At 67.4% G+C, this 21,211-nt stretch carries 20 protein-coding genes and 1 pseudogene; 13 read left to right on the forward strand and 8 right to left on the reverse strand.

The genetic code is table 11. The annotated features are described in order from the left end of the window. Positions 1-5: 5 nt before the first annotated feature. Positions 6-1,040 carry an asparaginase gene (locus KY496_RS25200; protein WP_219862961.1) on the reverse strand — a complete coding sequence of 345 codons (1,035 nt, stop codon included), beginning with the start codon at positions 1,038-1,040 and terminating at the stop codon, positions 6-8. A 365-nt stretch (positions 1,041-1,405) separates the two neighbouring features. Here KY496_RS25200 and KY496_RS25205 point away from each other — a divergent pair, with 365 nt between their 5' ends. Then, on the forward strand, positions 1,406-1,798 hold the full coding sequence (locus KY496_RS25205; protein WP_005668755.1) for a hypothetical protein: 393 nt from the start codon (positions 1,406-1,408) through the stop codon (positions 1,796-1,798). Positions 1,799-1,822: 24 nt separating this feature from the next. On the opposite strand, the gene KY496_RS25210 is transcribed toward KY496_RS25205, so the two are convergent. Beyond that, positions 1,823-2,689 (reverse strand): pirin family protein, encoded by an 867-nt coding sequence (locus KY496_RS25210; RefSeq protein ID WP_219862963.1) that lies wholly within the window; start codon positions 2,687-2,689, stop codon positions 1,823-1,825. Between the two features lie 131 nt (positions 2,690-2,820). Between KY496_RS25210 and KY496_RS25215 the strand changes: the two genes are divergently transcribed. From KY496_RS25215 to KY496_RS25240, 6 genes are all read left to right on the forward strand, one after another. Continuing rightward, positions 2,821-4,368: a dipeptidase gene (locus KY496_RS25215; RefSeq protein ID WP_219862965.1), complete on the forward strand. Its 1,548-nt coding sequence runs from the start codon at positions 2,821-2,823 to the stop codon at positions 4,366-4,368. A 213-nt stretch (positions 4,369-4,581) separates the two neighbouring features. Beyond that, the gene (locus KY496_RS25220) at positions 4,582-6,834 is read left to right on the forward strand and encodes an ATP-binding protein (RefSeq protein ID WP_219862967.1); all 2,253 of its coding nucleotides are present in this window, start codon (positions 4,582-4,584) and stop codon (positions 6,832-6,834) included. A 370-nt stretch (positions 6,835-7,204) separates the two neighbouring features. Continuing rightward, the gene (gene galT / locus KY496_RS25225) at positions 7,205-8,299 is read left to right on the forward strand and encodes a galactose-1-phosphate uridylyltransferase (RefSeq protein ID WP_005668762.1); all 1,095 of its coding nucleotides are present in this window, start codon (positions 7,205-7,207) and stop codon (positions 8,297-8,299) included. After that, a complete protein-coding gene (locus KY496_RS25230; RefSeq protein WP_219862969.1) occupies positions 8,296-9,399 on the forward strand; it encodes a Xaa-Pro peptidase family protein in 1,104 nt (367 codons plus the stop codon). Before galT ends, KY496_RS25230 begins: the two co-directional genes overlap by 4 nt. Continuing rightward, complete coding sequence (galK, locus tag KY496_RS25235) at positions 9,396-10,505, forward strand: galactokinase (protein WP_005668765.1); 1,110 nt, start codon at positions 9,396-9,398, stop codon at positions 10,503-10,505. The genes KY496_RS25230 and galK overlap by 4 nt, the downstream gene beginning before the upstream one ends. Continuing rightward, the gene (locus KY496_RS25240; protein WP_219862971.1) at positions 10,492-12,303 is read left to right on the forward strand and encodes a glycoside hydrolase family 2 protein; all 1,812 of its coding nucleotides are present in this window, start codon (positions 10,492-10,494) and stop codon (positions 12,301-12,303) included. Before galK ends, KY496_RS25240 begins: the two co-directional genes overlap by 14 nt. Positions 12,304-12,369: 66 nt before the next feature. Here the strand turns inward: KY496_RS25240 and KY496_RS25245 are convergent, their stop codons facing one another. The 4 genes from KY496_RS25245 to KY496_RS25260 all read right to left on the reverse strand — a co-directional run bounded on the left by KY496_RS25245 (position 12,370) and on the right by KY496_RS25260 (position 15,339). Beyond that, positions 12,370-12,978, reverse strand: a complete 609-nt coding sequence (locus KY496_RS25245; RefSeq protein ID WP_219862973.1) for a hypothetical protein — start codon at positions 12,976-12,978, stop codon at positions 12,370-12,372. A gap of 158 nt (positions 12,979-13,136) precedes the next feature. Further along, complete coding sequence (locus KY496_RS25250; RefSeq protein ID WP_219862975.1) at positions 13,137-13,550, reverse strand: VanZ family protein; 414 nt, start codon at positions 13,548-13,550, stop codon at positions 13,137-13,139. Positions 13,551-13,642: 92 nt separating this feature from the next. Further along, complete coding sequence (locus KY496_RS25255; protein WP_219862977.1) at positions 13,643-13,945, reverse strand: hypothetical protein; 303 nt, start codon at positions 13,943-13,945, stop codon at positions 13,643-13,645. Between the two features lie 626 nt (positions 13,946-14,571). Further along, a complete protein-coding gene (locus tag KY496_RS25260; RefSeq protein ID WP_219862978.1) occupies positions 14,572-15,339 on the reverse strand; it encodes an SDR family NAD(P)-dependent oxidoreductase in 768 nt (255 codons plus the stop codon). A gap of 140 nt (positions 15,340-15,479) precedes the next feature. On the opposite strand from KY496_RS25260, the gene KY496_RS25265 reads away from it, so the two are divergent. The 6 genes and pseudogenes from KY496_RS25265 (at position 15,480) to KY496_RS25285 (ending at position 19,871) form a co-directional block, all read left to right on the forward strand. Beyond that, positions 15,480-16,865: an alpha/beta hydrolase gene (locus KY496_RS25265; protein ID WP_005668775.1), complete on the forward strand. Its 1,386-nt coding sequence runs from the start codon at positions 15,480-15,482 to the stop codon at positions 16,863-16,865. A 10-nt stretch (positions 16,866-16,875) separates the two neighbouring features. After that, positions 16,876-17,294: pseudogene (locus tag KY496_RS27240) on the forward strand (ATP-binding cassette domain-containing protein); the annotation flags it as partial. An 18-nt stretch (positions 17,295-17,312) separates the two neighbouring features. Then, complete coding sequence (locus KY496_RS27245; RefSeq protein ID WP_229520556.1) at positions 17,313-17,609, forward strand: hypothetical protein; 297 nt, start codon at positions 17,313-17,315, stop codon at positions 17,607-17,609. After that, entirely contained in the window at positions 17,606-18,772 is a 1,167-nt protein-coding gene (locus tag KY496_RS25275; protein ID WP_219862980.1) for an ABC transporter permease, read from the forward strand. Before KY496_RS27245 ends, KY496_RS25275 begins: the two co-directional genes overlap by 4 nt. After that, positions 18,772-19,272: an RNA polymerase sigma factor gene (locus tag KY496_RS25280; RefSeq protein WP_219862982.1), complete on the forward strand. Its 501-nt coding sequence runs from the start codon at positions 18,772-18,774 to the stop codon at positions 19,270-19,272. Before KY496_RS25275 ends, KY496_RS25280 begins: the two co-directional genes overlap by 1 nt. Then, positions 19,269-19,871, forward strand: a complete 603-nt coding sequence (locus KY496_RS25285) for a hypothetical protein (RefSeq protein ID WP_219862984.1) — start codon at positions 19,269-19,271, stop codon at positions 19,869-19,871. The genes KY496_RS25280 and KY496_RS25285 overlap by 4 nt, the downstream gene beginning before the upstream one ends. Here KY496_RS25285 and KY496_RS25290 read toward each other — a convergent pair. Together KY496_RS25290 and KY496_RS25295 are read right to left on the reverse strand one after the other, a co-directional pair. Then, positions 19,861-20,373 carry a TPM domain-containing protein gene (locus KY496_RS25290; RefSeq protein ID WP_219862986.1) on the reverse strand — a complete coding sequence of 171 codons (513 nt, stop codon included), beginning with the start codon at positions 20,371-20,373 and terminating at the stop codon, positions 19,861-19,863. The two genes, KY496_RS25285 and KY496_RS25290, sit on opposite strands and share 11 nt — an antisense overlap. Further along, positions 20,373-21,209: a YgcG family protein gene (locus tag KY496_RS25295; RefSeq protein ID WP_219862988.1), complete on the reverse strand. Its 837-nt coding sequence runs from the start codon at positions 21,207-21,209 to the stop codon at positions 20,373-20,375. The genes KY496_RS25290 and KY496_RS25295 overlap by 1 nt, the downstream gene beginning before the upstream one ends. Positions 21,210-21,211: the final 2 nt, after the last annotated feature.

Consider the following 21,211-nt stretch of genomic DNA (forward strand, 5'->3'; position numbering starts at 1 on the left):
TGAAGTCACCCTTTCACCGGCCGCCCCTCCAGCGTGAAGATGGGACGGATGTCGCCCGCCACCGCGCCGCGCGCATTCTTGATGGCGGGCTGGCGGTAGAGCTCGAGCGCGGCCTTGCGCCCGGCGTCGAGCAGGCCGAGCTGGTCGAGCACGGCGTACACGGCCGGATGCAGCGCGCGGCTGTTGCCGTCCGCAATCTTGATCGCGATGCCGATCCCGGCCGAGCGCACGCCGATCGCCTGTACCGCGTCGGCGCCGATCTTGGCCACCCAGTCGCCACCGCCGGCCGTCATCCAGTGCAGGTCGGTGCGCGCCAAGCCCGAGACCATGTCGGGCCGCGCCGTCATGGCGTCACACAGGATGCCCATCGCGCTGCCCAGCTGCGGATCGTTGGGGCCATGCGCCAGGCGCGCATACAGGTGCGCCAGACGCGACAGCGGCAGCGCATAGTTCGGCGCCGAGCAACCGTCGATCCCGGTCGGCATGGCGTCCGCCGGCACCCCGGCCGTGTCGGCCAGCGTGGCGTGGATCGCCTGCTGCAGCGGGTGGCCGCGCTCGACGTAGTTGGCGGTCGGCACGTCGTGCAGCCTGCACCAGGCCAGGAAGCCGCTGTGCTTGCCGGAACAGTTGTGGTGCAACGGCGTCCACTGCGCATCCTGCGGCGGCTTCGTTCCGGTGAACTCGTAGTGCAGCGGCTGCGCGCAGCCGCATTCGAGATGGCCGGGTTCGAGGCCGATCTTGTCCAGGATGGCGCGCACGCCCTCGAGGTGGATGTCCTCGCCCGAATGGCTGGCGCACAGCAGCGCTACTTCGTCCTGCGTGAGGCCGAAGCGCGCCGGACCGTCGGACAGGATAAAGGGCAGGGCCTGGAAGGGTTTCAGGGCGGAGCGGGTGAAGGTCGGATAGTCCGGGTCGCCCGCCGACCACAACAGCCGGCCGCGGGTGTCGACCACGGCGACCGAACCCCAGTGGACGTTTTCGATCACATTGCCGGAGTCGGGATAGCCGCGCGTGGTCGCGACGAGGGGAATCGCTTGCATGGGTTGGGTCTGTTTCGTTGTCGATGGCGCTAATGTACGGCATCTGCACGCAATGCAGACACACGCTTGACAGCGCTTGCGCCGCAGCAGGAAACAGGCATGCAGACGGGGTGCAGACGTGTCCGAACGGGGCCCATATGCACCTCCCATTCACCTCACGTTTTCAGCGTTTCATCGCGCGTTTCGGCGCTTCATCCCACTGCCGCTTGAGCGTTCGCGAAGTCTGGCTAGACTGGCTTCATCGCCAGACAAAAACAGCAGCCCTGGCGACGACGAAACACGTGGACCATGCGGCCTCTTCACGAGCGAACGAACGCTTGCCGCACAGGTTCTTCTCTCGCATTCGACCTGAAAGGAAAAGCATCATGCGCATCAAGCACATCGCCCTGTTCGCCGCCGTCGCCGCCGTTTCGTTCTCCAGCGGCGCGGCGCCGCAAACGACCGACAACGAAGTGGTCAAAGTCCGCGCCTCCAACGTCAAGCAGGTAAGGATGGCGCCGTTCATGTATGACCGTGTGCAGGGTGAATATGCGCTCGAGGACGGCCGCGTGCTGCAGGTGAGCGGCAAGCTCAATGGCAGTCAGCGCGCCCTGTATGCCGACCTGGGCGACGGGCCGGTCGAACTGGTCCACGTCGGCAGCAAGCGCTTTGTCGCCGTGGACAGGGAGCTGAGCCTGCGCTTCCAGGGCGACCGGATTCCGGAAACCGTCTTCGTGCGCGAGGGCGACAGGCGCGCCGTGGCGTCGACCCAGCGCTGAACCCGGCGCGAACCTCGGGTGGTCTCAAGCCTGCGTCGAACCGAAGCGCCCGGCCTGGTAGTCGGCGATCGCCTGCACGATCTCTTCGCGGGTGGTCATGACGAAGGGACCGTGCGCCACCACCGGTTCGCGGATCGGTTCGGCATGGCCGAACAGCAGCAGCGAATCGGCCTCGGCCCGGATGTGCAGGGCGTCGCCGTCGTCGTCCAGTTCCACGAGTTGGTAAGCGTCGACGAGATCGCCGGGGTCGCCCACGCCGATACGTCCACGCACCACGTACAGCAGCACGTTGCGTCCCTGCAGGCCGGCGACCTTCAAGCGTCCTCCGGCCTGCATCGCGACCGTGCTCATGAACACGCCGGTCAATGACCGCACCGGTCCCGTGCTCGTCTCCCATTCGCCGGCGATCAGGTGCAGCGTCACCTTGCCGCCATCGAGCGGCAGGGCGGGGATCTGGTCGCGCTGCAGGCCGGTATAGGCGGGCGCGCTCATCTTCAGGCGCGACGGCAGATTCACCCACAGCTGCAGGATCTCGAGCGGGCCGCCGTGTTCCAGAAAATCGCGCGGCGAGACCTCGGCGTGCACGATGCCGCTGCCGGCCGTCATCCACTGGATGCCGCCGGCGTGGATCACGCTCTCGTGGCCGGCGCTGTCGCGATGCGCCAGCATGCCGTCGACGATGAAGGTGACGGTCTCGAAGCCACGGTGCGGATGCGGTCCGAACGGCAGGCCGCGGTTGTGCGGTCCGTAGACCTGCGGGCCGTGATGGTTCAGGAACAGGAACGGGTCGATCTGCTCGAGCTGGTGCGAGGGCACGGGGCGCTGTGTCAGCAGGTCGCCGATGTCGTCGCGCAGGGCGGGGTGCAGGCGGCGGATGGTCTTGTCGGTCATGGGCGTTTTCTCTTGGTGCGAAGCGCCTAACGATACGCGGAAAACGCGGATCGGGTGCACACATGCCTGTGCTAGACTCCTTGCGCATTTGCAATCCCGCGCCGTATTCCTGCGCCGTTTCCCGGAGTTGTATGTACAAGAAAGCCTTGATTGCCAGCCTGGTGCTGGCGTGGACCGCCGCCACCGGCGCCGCCACTGCAACAGCAGCGCCTGCCGCATCTTCCGCGCCGGCGACGGCGCCGAGCGACGCCGCCGTCAGCGCCGCCAAGTATGCGGTCCAGACCTACCGCAACGACGTGGTCGATACCCTGGCCAGGCTGGTCAGCTTCAATACGGTGGTCGATGCGCGCTACCCGTCCGACCGGAACCCGGTCCATATCGCGTTCAAGGCCGCGTTGAAAGAGGAGGCCGAGCGCCTCGGCCTCGATTACGAGGACCATGGCTGGACCGTCATCGTCGGTCTCGGCAAGGGCAGCGAGCGGGTCGGCATCGTGACCCATGGCGACGTGCAGCCGGTCGACCCGGGCAAATGGAAGAAGTCGCCCTTCGTGCTGGACCGCACCAGCGAGCCGGGCAAGCTGATCGCGCGCGGCGCCGAGGACGACAAGGGACCGATCGCCACCGCGCTGTATGCGATGAAGACGATCCGCGACCGCCAGATCCCCTTGAACAAGCGCATTGAACTCTACGTGTACATGGGCGAGGAGTCGGACTGGGGACCCTTGACCGAATTCCTCAAGACCCACGTGCCGCCGCAAATGAGCATCACGCTCGACGCCGAGTATCCGGTGGTGACGGCGGAGAAGGGCGGCGGCACCGTGGCCGTGACGATCCCGAAGGCGGGCGCCGCGCTCCCTGCGGCCGGCGACGCCCATATCGCCGAATTCAGGGGCGGCTCCTTCAATACCCAGATTCCCGAAGACGCCGAGGCGCTGGTGGCCAATGCCACGCCGGAGATCGAGCGGCAGATCCGCGCGCGCGCCGCGGCGCAGGACGACATGCGCTACACCTTCGAGCGCCAGGGCGCGAACCTGAAGGTGGTCGCGAAAGGCGTGTCGGCCCACTCGTCCAAGCCGCAGGAAGGCGTGAACGCGGTCAGCATGCTGGCCGACGCGCTGGCGGTGCGCGACTGGCCGAACACGGTGGCCGGCGGCGTGGTGAACTACCTGAACGACCTGGTCGGCACCGGTTATCACGGCGAGAAGTTCGGCAAGATCGCCTACCGCGACAGCTTCATGGGCCCGATGACCTTCAAGCCGACCGTGATCCGCCAGCTGGACGAAGGCATCGAGGTCGCGATCAATGTGCGCCGGCCGCGCGGCAAGACGACCGAGCAGCTGACGTCCGAGATCGACGCCGCCCTGGCCGAGTGGCAGGCGCGCCGCCTGCCGCTGGCGAACGTCAGGGTCGGCGTGCGCGACCCCTGGATTCTCGAGAATGCGCCGCAGGTGCCGACCCTGCTGTCGACGTTCTCCTATTTCACCGGCATGAAGGACGCCAAACCGGTGGCGATCGGCGGCGGCACCAATTCGCGCCTGTTCCCGAACGCGGTCAGCTTCGGTCCATCGATGCCGGGCCAGAAGTACACCGGTCACTCGGAACACGAATTCATCACCACCAAGCAGCTGTTGCTGAACCTGCAGATGTACACGGCCGTCCTGGTCGACCTGGCCAGGTAAGCGCATCGAAGTCAATGGTTCCGAGTTGCTCTTGCGACTTGAAAAAATTGCCGATCGTCTAAATTATTGGCAAGTGAAAATTTGGTTGAATGCCGGGGATAGAATGTGAAGTCGTGCCCGACTTTCGACTCCGCGTATTTAATCGTTTGGCTTTAGTATCGAGTGGAAGCGGGTTTTCTCAACATCCCGGAACATCCCGAGTATCTGATACACATGAGCCAGACGATTTCGCAAGCGACCCTGGTCCAGTGCGAGAACGAACCGATCCACATCCCGGGCGCGATCCAGCCGTTCGGCATCCTGGTCAGTATCGACATTCCTTCACTGAAGATCACCAACGCCAGCGTCAACTGCGCCGAGGTCTTTGGCGTCAATGCCGTTTCGCTGGTCAACCGTTCGCTGGCCGAGCATCTGTCGGCCACCGCGCTGGCCTCGTTGCGGGCGTATATCAGCGCCGACGATCTGGTCGAGGCGGCGCCCCTGGTCATTCCCATTCTCGATCTGGCCACGCAATGCGAGCGGGAATGGGAGCTGACGGCCCACCTGCGGCACGGCGTGCTGATCCTCGAGTGCGAGGCCCTGGCGCCGCAGGAGGCGCTGTCCACCTCGCTGCAACGTTCGATCCGCAGCGCCGTTCACGTGGTATTCGCCGCGAGCAGCCTGCTTGACCTGTGCCAGCGCACCGCCGAGCAGGTAAGGATGATCACCGGCTTCGACCGCGTGATGATCTACCGCTTCACCGAGGATTGGCATGGCGACGTCGTCGCCGAAGCCAAATCGGAACAGTCGCACTCGTACCTGCACCATCATTTCCCGGCCTCGGACATTCCGGCGCAGGCAAGGCGGATTTTCCTCGAAAACTGGCTGCGCATGATTCCGGACGTCGGCTATGCGCCGGTGCCGATTTACCCCGACCGGAATCCGGCCACGGGCGGTGCCCTCGATCTTGGCCTGTCGGCGCTGCGCAGCGTGTCCCCGTTGCATGTCGAGTACCTGCGCAATATGGGCGTCGGCGCCACGCTCACGCTGCCGCTGATCGATGGCGGCAAGCTGTGGGGCCTGATCGCCTGCCATCATCCGACTCCCAACAAGCTGGGCTCCGACCGCCGCCTGGGCGCCAAGATGATCGCGCAGATCGTGTCGTCGCAGCTGGTGCTGAAGGAGTCGATGGAAGACCAGCGTTACCGGGGCGAGTTGAAACGAATACATGCGAAGCTGATCGCGCGTACCGAAGAAGAGGACGACCTCGTCCCGGGGCTGGTCAAGCGCAGCCAGGACGTGCTGGACCTGGCCGGCGCCGGCAGCGCCGCGATCTATTACAACGGCAGCTGGACCACGATCGGGCAGACGCCGGATGTCGGGCAACTCGAACTGCTGGTCGAGTGGCTGTCGGCCGAGCATGCCAATGAGCAGGTCTACGCGACCAATCAGTTGGGCAATTTCTTTCCTCAAGCCCGGCAATACAAGGACATCGCCAGCGGCCTGCTGGCAATGTCGATCCTGAAGGCCGACCAGAACTACGTATTGTGGTTTCGTCCCGAAGTCATCACGACCGTGGTGTGGGCCGGCGCGCCCGATAAACGGGTGCAGGTCGAGGACGGCGTCGCCCGGCTGCATCCGCGTTTTTCCTTCGATTCGTGGAAGCAGGTGGTCGATGGCGTGGCCACGCCATGGAAACGTGCCGAGGTCGAGGCGGTGTCGGACTTCCGGGTCAGCGTGCTTGCCTATGGCCTGCGGCGCGCCTTCCGGCAGGAGCAGGCCGCCAGGGAGCTGGCCGAGCGCGCCAGCCTCGAGAAGGAAAGCTTGGTCCACATGGTGTCGCACGACATCCGCAACCCGCTGAGCGTGCTGAAGATGACCTTGCAGGTGATGCAGATGGACCAGGCGCTCACGCCGGCCATGCTGGCGCAACTGGTCGCGCGTGGCCTGCGTGCGACCGACTCGATCGAGCGGCTGGTGACGTCGGTCCTGGATTTCGCCAAGAAGGAGCACGCCGCCCTGGCGCCCGGCCTTCAGCTGGAAAACGTGAATGCGCTGATCCGCGAAGCGATCGACCTGGCGCTGCCGCTGGCGAGAAAAGCCGAGGTCGGCGTCTCCGCTGCGGTCGAGCCCGGCAAGCTCATGATTGCCTGCAAGCGGACGCGCGTCGAGCAGGTGCTGGGTAACCTGATCAGCAATGCGCTCAAGTTCACGCCGGCTGGAGGCCGCATCACCGTGGCCGCGCGCCGCAGCGACGGCGAGGTCGTCGTCTCGGTCGCGGACACGGGCATCGGCATCGCGCCAGCGCTGTTGCCGCGCATTTTCGATCGCTTCACGCAGGGGCGCGTCGGCTCGGAAAAGGGCGCCGGCCTGGGCCTGTCGATCGTCAAGGGGATCGTCGAACAGGAAGGCGGTCGCCTCTGGGTCGACAGCGCCGTCGGCGTCGGATCGACCTTCTATTTCACGCTTCCTCTGCGTCAGGAATAAACTGCCTGGTAGCAATATGCGCTGACATTGCACCTGCTGTGCGTGTCAGCGTTTTTCTTGGCGTTTGGTGTAATTACTTCTATTTGCGATGTAGGTATGTGCCTACAATATTTTGAAGGGCGAGGGCTAGCTCATGCACTGTCCCTTATGAATCCACGTCTTAGACTGAGCGCTGTATCGCCCCTGTGACAGAGCGGTATTGTCCCCCGGAAAATGAGTTTGTACGCCTCTGAAAGTGTGGCGAAAACAGCATGTTAGGATCGGTTTCTCGTGCCGCGAGCGCGCCGATGCATTGGTATCCGGCGTGCGCGCTTGCGCCCGGACCGACCCAATGCTTGATCGAACGCTTGATCGAACCTGAACTGTTGCCATGCATAGTAAAGAACTCAAGAAACCGGACGGACGTCACCTCACCCTGTACAGCAATGGGCCGATCCCTGACGGCATCGTTGCGCCCAGCCCGTTCCCGGATCCGCAGCATGCGAATCCGCACCTGCGCTGGCATTCGCTGCGCGGCGAATGGGTGACCTACGCCGCCTTCCGCCAGAACCGCACCTACCAGCCGCCGCCGCAATACAACCCGCTGGCGCCGACCGTGGACCAGGAGCATCCCACCGAGATGCCGGCCGGCGACTACGAGATCGCCGTGTTCGACAACCGCTTTCCTTCGCTGGCGCTGGAGTCGCACGATCCGCCATTGGCGACGGTGCCGACCGCGCCGGCCAACGGCCATTGCGAGGTGGTGGTGTTCACGCAGGATCCGCATGCGGCGCTGGCCCACCTGCCGCTGTCGCGCATCGAGCTCCTGCTGCAGGTCTGGGGCGATCGCACCACCCGCATCGGCAGTCACCAGCACATCCATTACGTGCTGCCGTTCGAGAACCGCGGCGCCGAAGTCGGCGTGACCCTGCACCATCCGCACGGCCAGATCTATGCCTATCCCTTCGTGCCGGCGGTGCCGGCGCGCATGCTGGCGCAGGAGCGCGAATACTATCTGCAGCACGGCGCCAGCCTGCTGTGCGACATGGCGCGCGACGAGGCCGCCGACGGCCGGCGCGTGCTGTACCAGGACGACTACGCGATCGCCTTCGTGCCGGCCTGCGCGCGCTATCCCTACGAAGTGTGGGTGATGCCGACCGCGCCGTGCAAGGATTTCGCCGCGCTCACGCCGCCGCAGCGCGAAGCCCTGGCGCGCGCGCTCAAGACCGTGCTGCTCAAGTACGAGACCCTGTGGAACCGGCCTTTCCCCTACCTGATGGCCTGGTACCAGGCTCCGACCGACGGCGCCGAGCACCCGGAAACCCAGCTGCACGCCCAGTTCTATCCGCCTTACCGCACGCGCGACCGCCTGAAATACCTGGCCGGCACCGAGCTGGCGGCCGGCATGTTCGCGATGGACGTGCTGCCCGAAACCACGGCCTATGAATTGCAGCAGGTCGAAGTCAGCCTGGAGGACGCCGCATGACGGGGCTGGATATGCGGGCCACGGAGGTGGCCGACAAACTGGCGCTGCTGCGCGCGACACTGGTCCAGGAAGGGGCCGGCGCGGTGCGCCTGCGCGGCACCGACTGGTTCGCCTGGGTCACGGCCGGCGGCTCGAGCGCGGTGCTGCTGACCACCGGCGTCGGCGTCGCCGAAGTGCTCGTCACGCAGGACGACGCCTGCGTGCTGACCGACGAGATCGAGGGCGAGCGTCTGCGCGCCGAGGAAGTCCCGGGCGGCTTCACCTTCCACATCGAACCGTGGGCCGAGCCGGAGCTGCGCGAGCGCTTCGTCGCCAATGCGGCCCAGGGCCGCGCCGTCCTGTCCGACCGTCCCGTGGGCGAGGAACTTCCCTTGCCGCTGGCGCTGCGCCAACGCAAGCTGGTGCTGGGCGACGCCGAACAGGCGCGCTACCGCCTGCTGGGCCGCGAGGCCGCCGAGGCGATGACGGAAGTGCTGCACCGGGCCAGGCCCGACTGGACCGAGCAGCAGCTGGCCGGCGCCGGCGCCGAGGCGCTGTGGCGGCGCGGCATCCATCCGGCCCTGGTGCTGGCGGCCGGCGCGCGGCGCCTGCCCCTGTACCGCCACGCGACGCCGTCGCACGAGCCGCTCGGCGAGCGCGCCATGCTGGTGTTCTGCGCGCGCCGCCACGGCCTGTATGCGAACCTGACCCGCTTCGTGAGCTTCGGCGGCACCGGCTCGGCGCCCGAGGCGCAGCGCGCGCTGATGGATGTCGAGGCCACCGGCCTGGCCGCCGTGGCGCCGGGTAAATCGCTGTCGAGCGTCTATCATGCGCTGGCCCAGGCCTACCACCATGCCGACGTCGAAGGCGCGATCCGCGAGCACCACCAGGGCGGCATCACCGGCTACCTGGCGCGCGAGATCGTGGCCACCGCCAGCACCGCGACCCAGCTCGAGGAAGGCATGGCCTTCGCCTTCAACCCCAGCTTCGGCGGCATGAAGATCGAAGACACCTTCCTGCTCGGCCCGCAGGGGCTCGAGAACCTGACGTGCGATCCGGGCTGGCCGGCGCTGGACGTCCATGGCCGCAAGCGGCCGCTCTGGCTGGAGGCGCAGGCATGACCTTGAACCCCGACACCTTCTTTGGCGGCGCGCCCGAAGTGAACGCCTCGGCCCCGGGCCGGGTCAACCTGCTGGGCGAGCACACCGACTACAACGACGGCTTCATGCTGCCGGTGGCGACGCCCCAGCGCACCATGGTGGCACTGAGCCGCAGCGGCGACGACCATTTCCACTTCTATTCGCCGAACCTCGATGCGACCGTGACCTTCGCCCGCGACGGCAGCGCGCCGCAGGGCTTCGGCAGCTATATCGAAGGCTGCATCCGGCTGGTGCAGGCGGAAGGAATCGAGGTGCCGCCGCTGCGCGTGTATGTCGAGACCGACCTGCCGGTCGGCTCGGGCCTGTCGTCCTCGGCCGCGCTCGAGGTGGCGATGCTGCGCGCCATGCGCGCGCTGCTGGAAATAGGACCCGATGCGCTGGACGACGTCAAGCTGGCGCGCATCGCCCAGCGCGCCGAGATCGAGTATGCGCGCGTGAATTGCGGGATCATGGACCAGATGGCGTCCAGCCTGGCCGACGAGAGCAATATGCTGTTCATCGACGCCCGCACGCTGGAGCATCGCCTGGTGCCGCTGCCGCCAGACACCGAGCTGATCGTGGTCGACTCGGGCGTGGCGCGCAAGCTCGCCGCCAGCAAGTACAACGAGCGCCGCGCCGAATGCGAGGAGGGCGCGAAAAAGCTCGGCGTGCAGGCGCTGCGCGACGTCGCCGACCCGGCCTCGGTGGAGAGCCTGCCGCCGCCGCTGCGCGAGCGGGCGCGCCACGTGGTGCAGGAAAACCTGCGCGTGCTCGAAGCGGCGCAAGGCGTGAGCGCCGAGCGCTTCGGCGAATTGATGAATGCATCGCATTTCAGCCTGCGCGACGACTACGAGGTCTCGATCCCGGAACTCGACGCGCTGTGCGAGGCCCTGCGCGCCGCCCCCGGCGTGCTGGGCGCGCGCCTGACCGGCGCCGGCTTCGGCGGCGCCTGCGTGGCGCTGTGCCGCAAGGGCCAGGCGCAGCAAGCCGCCGCCAGCGCGCTGGCGGCCTATAACCAAGATGGACGCCAAGGCCGGATCCTGGTGCCGGTGCCGACTGACAGAAAGGACCACGATGAACCAGTTTGAATATCCCCGTCCACAGCTGGTGCGCGACCAGTGGCAGAACCTGAACGGCAAGTGGCGGTTCTGCTTCGATGACGAGGGCAAGTACTTCATGCCGTCCGACGTCAAGGAGTGGACGCACGAGATCACCGTGCCGTTCGCTCCCGAGACCGAGATGAGCGGCATCCAGGACACCGGTTTCCACCGCGTGGTCTGGTATCAGCGCGACTTCGACCTGATGCCCAACGACGGGCGCACGATACTGCACTTCGGCGCGGTCGACTACAGCGCGAAGGTGTGGGTCAACGGCCAATTGGTGGCCGAGCACGAGGGCGGCCATACGCCGTTCTCGGCCGACATCACCTGCGCCATGCAGGGCGACGGCAAGCAGACCGTGACGGTGTGGGTCGAGGACGATCCGGCCGACCTGGCCAAGCCGCGCGGCAAGCAGGACTGGCTGCTCGACGCGCACTCGATCTGGTATCCGCGCACGACCGGCATCTGGCAGACCGTCTGGGTCGAGCAGGTGGCGCCGACCTATATCCAGAAGCTGCGCTGGACGCCGGTATTCGAGACCTACGAGATCGGCTGCGAAGTGTTCGCGACCGGCGACATCCAGCAGGAGCTGTTTGTCGAGGTCAAGATCTGGCACGGCGACCAGCTGCTGGCGGACGATTACTACAAGCTGCTGGCCGGCGAAGCGAACCGCAAGATCGCGCTGTCCGACCCCGGCATCGACGATTCGCGCAACGAGATCCTGTGGAGCCCGGAGCGGCCGACCCTGCTCGACGCCGAAGTGACCCTGCGCTGCGGCGACGTGGTGCTGGACCGCATCCGCTCGTACACGGCGCTGCGTTCGGTGTCGATCAACCGCGACCGCTTCATGCTCAACGGCCGCCCTTACCAGCTGCGCCTGGTGCTGGACCAGGGGTACTGGCCGGAATCGTTCATGACGGCGCCGTCGGACCAGCACCTGAAACGCGACGTCGAACTGGTCAAGCTGATGGGCTTCAACGGCGTGCGCAAGCACCAGAAGATCGAAGACCCGCGCTTTTTGTACTGGGCCGACAAGCTGGGCCTGCTGGTATGGGAAGAGATGCCCTCGGCCTACCGCTTCAGCCCGCGCGCGATCACGCGCATGGTCAAGGAATGGACCGAGGCGATCGAGCGCGACTACAGCCATCCCTGCATCATCGTGTGGGTGGCCTTCAACGAGTCGTGGGGCGTGCCCAACCTGACCCTGACCCAGGCCCATCGCAACGCGGTCGAAGCGCTGTACCACCTGACGCGTACGCTCGATTCGACCCGTCCGGTGATCGGCAACGACGGCTGGGAGGCGTCGGCCACCGACATCCTCGGCATCCACGACTACGACAGCGATCCGGAGAAAATCCTGGCGCGCTACGCCGTCACCGATCCGGTGCGCACCCTGTTCGACCAGCGGCGTCCCGGCGGGCGCATCCTGACCCTGGATGGCTTCCCGCACCGCGGCCAGCCGATCGTGCTGACGGAATTCGGCGGCATCGCCTACGATCCGAAGCAGACCCCGAATCCGGACGAGACCACCTGGGGCTATAACCGCGCCCATACGGCGGAAAGCTATCTCAAGCAGTACCGGCGCCTGTTGCAGGTGGTGAATGAGACCTTCATGTTCAGCGGCTTCTGCTATACCCAGTTCGCCGACACCTTCCAGGAGGCCAATGGCTTGCTGAACGCCGACCGGACGCCCAAGCTGCCGCTGGAAGTCATCAGCAATGCGACGCGCAACATCCCGATGTTTCACCGCGAGGTGGAGGAGGGCAAGGACCCGGGCACGCCCTGAGCCCGGCAATCCCTCGTTTGCTTCTGTCACGGGTGGACGGCCGGTCCACCCGGCGGCGCGGCCCGGCTAGCGCTGGATGGCGCCACCCGTCACGTTGACACGGTCGCCGCTGCGGAAGTCGGGCGTGGCGCCGTGGGTGACCACCTGCGTGCTGCCGTCGTCCATGCGCACCGTGACGCGATAGGACTGGCTGCTGCCGGTAGCGCCGGCGGCGCCGCTGCTGCCCATCGACGAATCGCCCTCGGTGATGCCGCTCGATGCCGGCAGGACCTCGATCGCCAGCACGGTGCTGTTGGGCGCCGCGCTGGCCGCGGCCGCGCCCGCGGTCGAGGCGCTGCCGCTGCCGTCGTCCTGCATGCTGGAGGTGCCGGAGCCGCTGGCGCCGGAGCTGCCCGAGCTGCCCGACGTGTCGGAGCTGCCCGAGACGCCGGCGCCGTCCTGGATGCTCTCGGTGGTCGTGCCGCTGCTGCCCGAGGTGCCGCTGCTGCCCGAGGTGCCCGAGGTGCCGCTGGAGCCCGCGCCGTAGTCGCTGGTTCCGGTGCTGCCGCTGGCGCCGCTGGCGCCACTCGACGACGATCCGCTGGACGCTTCGCCACGCATGGCGGCGCACCCCGAAATGGCGAGCGCGACCGCCAGCAGGCCCGCCATGGCCACGCTCTGGTGTGTTTGCTTCATGATCAACTCCTCGTTTGGATGTTTAGTGGGGATGTGACGATGCCGCGCGCCACGAGGATAAGAGGCGGGAAGTGCGGCAGCGTTCCAGCTGACTTCCTTTGGAGGCCGGTTGGATCAAGCTGGAGGGTTCTTTGCGGAACCCGAACAGAGGATGATGGTCAGCGCCGACGCGCCGCCGGCGCCGGCCGCGGCGCGAGGCTGGCCAGCACCGCCAGCACGGTGGAGGCGAGGGTGGCGGCCGTGACGTCGACCAGCCAGTCGCGCACGTCGCCCGAGCGATACGGGAAGAAACTTTGTACCCATTCGTCGACCGCGCCCATCAGCGCGATGGCCAGCATCGCCTTCAGGGCGCGCTGCAGCGGCGTGCCGGTGGCGCCCAGGAACCACAAGGCGGCCAGGACGGCGTAGGTCATGCCATGCAGAACCACACCGGATGCATAGGCGCCGACCTCGGCGCGGGCGCCGGGGATCGAGCCCGCCACCAGGATGGCCAGCAGCCCGAGCAGGGCGAAGCCATGCAGGGCGCGGCGGACTGTGGGTGGGGGCTGCAGCAGGGACGACAGGGCGGGCATCGAGGCGAACGGGGTAGGTGGATGCGTAAGGTGACGCGTAGAGCGGCAACCATACCACGCTTGCAGCCAATTGCCCGCACGCTAATGCCAGATCAGATCGTCAGGGCCGGCGCGCCGTCTGCGTAATGGGCGTCGAAACAGCTTTCGCAATCGGCACAGAACAGGTGGGCCATGCGCACACTGCCCTGTCGCAGGACCAGCTTCAGGTGGGCTTGCTGGCACTTGGGGCAGACTTCGCGGACGCTGCCGAAGGTGAGCAGGTTGAGCGGCGTGCCGTCGCTGTCGAGCGTGTCGACGACGGTGCGCGGATTGAGTTCGCTCAGGACGAGGTCGCCGTCTTCATGATGGCGGCGGCAAGTGTCGGGGGCGGCGCTGGCTGGTACACGTAGGTTCATAGGACGGGTTCCCTTGGACGTTTCGTGGTACGTGGTCTTCCGACCGGTGGCCGAATCGGAAGCGCGAACTTTATGATAGTCAAATCAGCGACGGCTTCAAGCGCTGTGACAATTTTTTTGCTGCGAGTTGCGCCGGGGCAGAGAATAGGACCAATGTGCAACGGATATGGTTCCCCAAAGCATGCGCATCATCCAAAAAAATGCCCGCCGGTGGCGGGCACAACCCAAGATCGGGCCAAGAGATGCGAAATCGGTTGGTGTGTAGCACCCCGGGCGCTGCACACCTGCTGTCATCAGGCATATCGGTTGCGTGTATGACAGGTGATTCTTAGTATAGGGAGAGTTTGTGACGCGATTGTGACCAAGCGCAAAGTTCTGGCGGTATCAAATGACCGGCGGACGCCGTCGCGTCATGCGTGTGGGTTATACGTAGAACTACGTAGCAGCAGCCTTTCTGTCCGTTTCAGGCAAAAAAAAAGCCCGCTCTTGCGCGGGCTCAAAACTATTTTCTTGGAGGAGAATAGTGGAGACAGGTGTAATTATCGGGGTCGGCCATTCGGGTGTCCAATTGCGAGTTCGGATACCAGACATGCGTTAAAGTAATATCTGCCCCGTTTCGGTCGTTGTCAGTCGCGTACCGGCACCGTGTAGTTCAGCGCCATGCGGCCGCCGTCGGCGTACAGCGTCTGGCCGGTCATGTACGAGGCGTCGTCGCTGGCCAGGAAGGCGGCGATCGAGGCGACTTCTTCCGGCTCGCCGCAGCGGCCCAGCGGCGTGCGCGACAGGATGGTGTGACGCGCCTCCGGGCTGCCCAGCACGGCCTGCCTGGCCAGTTCGGTCAGGATGGTGCCCGGGCCGATCGCATTGACGCGGATGCCATAGTGGGCCAGGGCGATCGACGCCACCCGGGTCAACTGGTTGACGCCGCCTTTCGACACCACGTAGGGCACCTGGTTCGGGATGGTCAGCTCGGCGTTGACGCTCGACATATTGATGATGCAGCCGCCTTCGCCCCGTTTCACCATGTCGCGCGCCGCCGCCTGGCTGCACAGGAACATCGATTTCAGGTTGACGCGCAGCACGCGGTCGAAATCGTCTTCTTCCAGGTCGAGGAAGTCGGCCGCGTGGGTCACGCCTGCGTTGTTGACCAGGATGTCGATGCGCCCGAACGCGTCGAGCGTGGCCTGGACCATCGCATCGACCTCTTTCTTGACGCCGACGTCGGCGCGGAAGAACCGGGCGGCTTCGCCCAGGCTGGCGGCGGCCTGCTCGACTTCCGGCTTGAGGTCGACGAGCATCACGCGCGCGCCTTCGCGCACCAGGCGCTGGGCGCAGGCCAGGCCGATGCCCTGGCTGGCGCCGGTGACGATGGCAATCTTCTGATGGAGTTTCATGGCAGGCTTTCGTAGAGAGGCAAAGGCCGCCATTCTAACCACTCGGCGTGGCTACCCGCCATGCATGATCTTCGCTGCGCGTGTAAGTTTTCCACGCACGGCACGACTACACGGGTATCTCCACCACAACGAGAATAAAAATGACCCGCAAGCATCTCGCCCTCGCCTGGACCCTGTTCCTGGCGATGCTGCTGTATTCCGGCATGGCCGCCGCGCTGGAACCGTGCCACCTGCCGCACTTCCCCGAGCGGGTCGAGTGCGGCACGCTGCAGGTGCCGGAAGACCGCGCCAAGCCGGCCGGCCGCAGCATCACGATTCACTTCGCCCGCCTCAAGGCCACCGCGAAACCGCCGGCGTCCGACCCGCTGCTGGTGCTGGCCGGCGGTCCGGGCCAGGCCGCCATGGATTACGGGCCGCTCCTGGCCAGCGCCTTCCGTGAAGCGAGGAAGCGCCGCGACATCCTGCTGGTCGACCAGCGCGGCACCGGCAGGTCAACCCCGCTGCGCTGCCCGATGCCCGAGGAGGCGATCGCGCGAGGCGACACGGCTGCCGTCCAGGCCAGCCTGCGCGCCTGCCTGGCAGGACTCGACGCCGACCCGCGCCACTTCCATACCGAAGCCGCGCTGGCCGATTTCGAGGACTTGCGGCGCGCGCTCGGCTACCGCCAGTTCAGCCTGTGGGGCGGTTCGTACGGCACCCGCACCGCGCTGCTGTATGCGCGGCGCTACCCCGGCAGCGTGCGCGGCATGGTGCTCGATTCGGTGGCGCCGCCCAATGCCCGCATCCTGCTGTCGTCGCGTCACGCCCAGGCTGCGCTCGAGCGCCTGCTGGCCGACTGCGCCGCCGACCAGGGCTGCGCCCGGGCCTTCCCGAACCTGGCGCGCGAGCTCGACGCCGTGCTGGCGCTGCCGGCCCTCGGCCAGCACCAGGCCGAGGCGGTGCCGCAACTGCTGCGCGGCGCCATGTACAGCGCCCAGCATGCCAGCGTGCTGCCGTTCGCCATCCACGCCGCCGCCAATGGCCGGCCGCAGCCGCTGCTCGCCCTGTACGACGCCCTGGCCGGCTGGAGCCTGGAAGGCATGACCTTCGGCCAGACCTTGTCGGTGCTGTGCGCCGAAGAAGCGCCATTCCTCGACGCCGCCGCCATGCGCCGGGACGCCGCCGGCAGCCGCTTCGGCGAAGCCTATGCCAGGGGCTGGCGCGACTGGTGCGCGGTGTGGCCGGCCGCGCGGCCAGATGCCGCACTGACGCGCGCCGTGGTGTCCGACGTTCCGACCCTGCTGCTGGCGGGCGGCCTCGATCCGGTCACGCCGCCGGAAAATGCCCACCTGGCGGCGCGCACCCTGCGCCACAGCCGGGTGCTGGTGGCCGCCGGCGCCGGCCATACGTTCAGCGGCGCCGGTTGCGCGCCGCGCCTGATCGCCGCCTTCCTCGAGCACGCCGATCCTGCCGCCGTGGATGGCGCCTGCCTGGCGGCGATTCGCCGGCCACCATTCGTGCTGGCCGACGGCCAGCCCACCCTGTGAGGAGCGCGCCATGATCGTCGTGAACCATATCGGCAAGCGTTTCAAGACCTTGCAGGCCCTGGACGAGGTCAGCTTCACGGCCCGCCCCGGCGCCATCACCGCGCTGCTGGGGCCGAATGGCGCCGGCAAGTCGACCTGCCTGCGCATCCTGTATGGCCTGCTGGCGCCGGACAGCGGCATGGTCGCCATCGACGGCATCGACGTGACGCGCGCGCCGCTCGCCGCGCGGCGCCGGCTCGGCATCGTCACCGACGAATTCGGGCTCTATGAACGGCTCACGCCGCGCGACCACCTGCGCTACTTCGGCCGCCTGCACGGCATGCGCGGCGCCATGCTGGAGCGCGCCATCGAGCGCGTCGTCCGGGAGGTGGGGCTGGAGGCCGAGGCCGGGCGCCCGACCAGGGATTTTCGGCCGGCCAGCGCATCAAGGTGGCGCTGGCGCGCGCCTTGCTGCATGATCCTGCCGTGCTGGTGCTGGACGAGCCCACGCGCGGCCTGGACGTGATGAGCACGCGCGCCGTGCGCGAGGCCCTGATGCGGGCGCGCGTGCGTGGCGCGGCGGTGCTGCTGTCGACCCATGTGATGCAGGAGGCGGCCCAGTTGTGCGACCAGGTGGTGGTGCTGGCGGCCGGCCGGGTGCGCTTCGCGGGAACGACGCCGGCGCTGCTGGCGCAGACCGGCGGGAGCAGCCTGGAACAGGCATTCGTCGAAGTGATCGGCAGCGATGAGGGGATAGCAGCATGAAGATAGAGAGTCTGTGGATCGTGGTGTCGAAGGAAGTGATGGATGCGCTGCGCGACCGCCGCTCGATGATGGCCGGCCTGCTGTTCGCGCTGCTCGGCCCCTTCGTGCTGGCGGGCCTGCTCAAGGCGATGATCGCGTCCGAGGTCGATGCCGGCGTGCGGCCGCTGCACCTGGTGGGCGCGCTGCATGCGCCGGGACTGGTTCGGCATCTGGAGGCCGCGGGTGTCACGCTGCAGGAGAGCAGCGGGAAGCCCGAGGACCTGCTCGCGGCTTCGCCGGGCGCGGTGGTGCTGGAAGTGCCGGCGCAGGCGCCGCGCGAACTGGCGCGGGGGCGCGAGGCCACGCTGGCCCTGTGGGCCGACATGTCCGACGACGACGCCAGGCGCCAGGCCCAGCGCGTGCAGGCGCTGGTGGCAGAGTATGGCGCACAGCTGTCCGGCCAGCGCCTGCTGGGCGCCGGGGTGGCGCCCGGCCACGCCAATGCCTTGCACCTGCAGTTGCGCGACATGGGCGGGCAGGGCGGACGGGCGGCGCTGGTGTTGGGCGCCTTGCCGCTGTTCTGGCTGCTCGGCCTGGTCGTCGGCGGCTCGCACGTGGCCCTGGACGCCACCGGCGGCGAGCGTGAGCGGCGCTCGCTCGAGGCGTTGTTGGCGCAGCCGGTGGCGCCCGGCACGCTCTTCATCGGCAAATGGCTGACCGCCTCGCTGTTCGGCTACGCGAGCTGCGCCGCCGCGCTGCTGCTGTCGGTGCAGGCGCTCGAACGCCTGCCGCTGCACGAAGTGGGCATCGCCTTCGCGCCCGACGCCGGGCTGCTGGTGCAGATGCTGCTCATCCTGCTGCCGCTGGCGCTCCTGGTGGGCGCCCTGCAATGCGTGGTGGCGCTGCATGCCCGCACCCACAAGGAGGGCCAGATCTATCTCAACCTGCTGCAACTGGCGCCGATGCTGCTGATGATGCACGAGCTGGGGGCCGGCTCGTCGACGGCTGCCCACCTGCTGCCGATGTTCAGCCAGCACGCGCACCTGGGTGCGCTGCTCGCCGGCCAGGCCGTGGCGCCCCAGCTGTTGGCCTTGTCGGTGGCCGGCTGCCTGGGTGGCGCTGCGCTGTTGATCGCCTTCGGCAGCCGGCGTTTGGGCAGCGAACGCTTTGTGTTCGGGCTGTGATGGATCGAGCGCAAGTCCCGCACTTCGAGGCCGTGATGGCCGAGCATGGCGGCATGCTGGTGCGCTTCGCCGCCAGCTTCGAGCGCAACCGCCACGCGCGCGAAGACCTCGTGCAGGACATCATGCTCGCCGTGTGGCAGGCCCTGCCGGCCTTTCGCGGCGAAGCCAGCCTCAAGACCTATTTGATCGGCGTGGCGCACCGGCGCTGCGCCAGCCACGTCATGCGCGCGGTGGCGCAGCCGCAGCATGAGGAGCTGGATGACGAATGGGCCGACGAACAACCAGGGCCGGAAACCCTGGCGCGCCTGAGCCAGCAGCAGCAACGCCTGCTGGCGGCGCTGCGCCAGCTGCCGGTCGGGCAGCGCCAGCTGGTGCTGCTGGCGCTCGAGGGCATGTGCTACGACGAGATCGCCGAGCTGCTCGGCATCTCGATCAATAATGTCGGCGTGCGGCTCAATCGCGCCAAGACCGCGCTCAAGGAAAGACTGGAGGAACGATGAACGATGCGGATGAATGGGCCAGGCTGCAGGATGCCTGGAGCGCGGATGCGCCGGCCGCCGCGCCGCTGCCCGACGTGACGGCGATGATCGCGCGCGCGCGGCGCGAGCGTCGTTTGATCATGTGGACGATCGCGGGCGAATGGGCATTGGCGGCGGTAGCTGCCGGCATGCTGGTTGCACGCTGGCCGCTGCCGGATACCGAGGGCGTCCTGTTGCCGTGGACGATGTTCTATGTGCTGGTGAGTTGCTTCGTCATGGTCGCCTATACCTGGACCCGCGTGCAGGCCTTGCAGGAGCCAAGCGGCGCTAGCCTGCGCGACTGGCTGGAGCTGAGGCGGCGCCGCGCGCTGCTCGGGTTGCGTCTGGCACGGCTGACGCGCTGGACCACCATCGCCCTGTCGCCGGCGCCGGTGGTCAGCCTGATCACGGCGCGCGACGCCTGGAATGCGGTCTGGTCTTCGGTGGCGGTTACCCTGGTGCTGGCTGGCGGCTGGGTGTGGGCGCACCATAAGACGCGCCGCATGAAGGCGGAAATCGCCGAGGTCGACGCCATGGAGTGCGAGTGGCTCGGCGAACAGGACGGAACGACTACAGCATGACCGGCCGGTCGGGCAGCTCGTTCGGCCGCTCGCCGCTGGCCGGGAAGTGCTGGCGCAGCAGCGCGTTGACCTGGTCGACCGCCGCCAGGGTCGCATCATGGAAGCGTCCCTGCCTGAAACCCTCGGTCATGGTGCGGCATACGGCCTGCCAGGTGGCGGCATCGATCTTGCGGTCGATGCCGCGGTCGGCCACGATGTCGACCTTGTGCTCGGCCAGGTTCACGTAGATCAGCACGCCGCAATTGTCTTCGGTGTCCCACACGCCGTAGTCGGCGAACAGGGCGATCGCGCGCTGGCGGTTGGTGACGCCTTCCCAGGCCGCCTCGAACGGCAGCGATTTTTCGACGATCAGGCGCACTTCGCCGCGGTGGGTGCGTTCGCCCTGGTCGATCGCCTCGGCGATCGCGTCCAGGGTCGCGTCGGGGAAAGACTGTTTCGCCTCGCTGGCGCTGCTCTTCCAGTGGCGCCAGGCGCGGCGCATCTTGTGTGTCATCGATCCCATTACCAGTCTCCCGAGGCGCCGCCGCCGTCGAAGCTGCCGCCGCCGCCCGAAAATCCGCCGCCGCCGAAGCCACCGCCGCCGCCGCCGAAGCCGCCGAAGCCGCCTCCGCCGCCGCGGCTCATATTGCCGATGATGTTGCCGAGGACGAAGCCGGTGGTGGCGCTGCCCCAGTGCGACTGGCCGCGGCGGGTGGCGATGGTGCGGCCGCGGCGCGGCCGGAACACCGAGCGCAGCATGGAGGCGCCGATGATGATCAGGAAGATCGCCCACAAGGGGAAACCGCCGTCGCCCGCCGCCTGGCGCTGCGGTTGCTGCGGCGGTGGGGCGGGGAAGGCTTCCTGGTTAAGCAGGGTGGCGATGGCGCCGACGCCGGCGACCAGGCCCTCGTAATAGTGTTGTTGCCGGAAGTGCGGCGCGATCACGTCCTGCAGGATGCGCTTCGATTGGGCGTCGGTCAGCACGCCCTGCACGCCGCGTCCGGCCTCGATGCGCAGCCGGCGCAGCGCACTGGGGTTATCGCGCGCCACCAGCAGCAGCACGCCGTCGTCGACGCCCTTGCGGCCCAGCTTCCAGGCGTCGGTGACGCGGATGCTGTACTGCTCGATCGCTTCGGGCTCGGTCGACTTCACCAGCAGCACGGCGATCTGGCTGCCGGTCTTGGCTTCGTAGTCGGCCAGCACCGCTTCCAGGCGTTGACGCTGGGCGGCGTCGAGCATGCCGGCCTGGTCGGTGACGCGCGTGGTCAGCGTCGGCACCGGCTGCAGCTGCGCGAAGGCCGGCGCGGTGGCAACCAGCGCGAGCAGCAGGATGCAGAAGAATCGTGAGAGCGCAGCCATCC

The organism is Massilia sp. NP310, assembly GCF_019443485.1.
Lineage (GTDB): Bacteria > Pseudomonadota > Gammaproteobacteria > Burkholderiales > Burkholderiaceae_D > Telluria > Telluria timonae.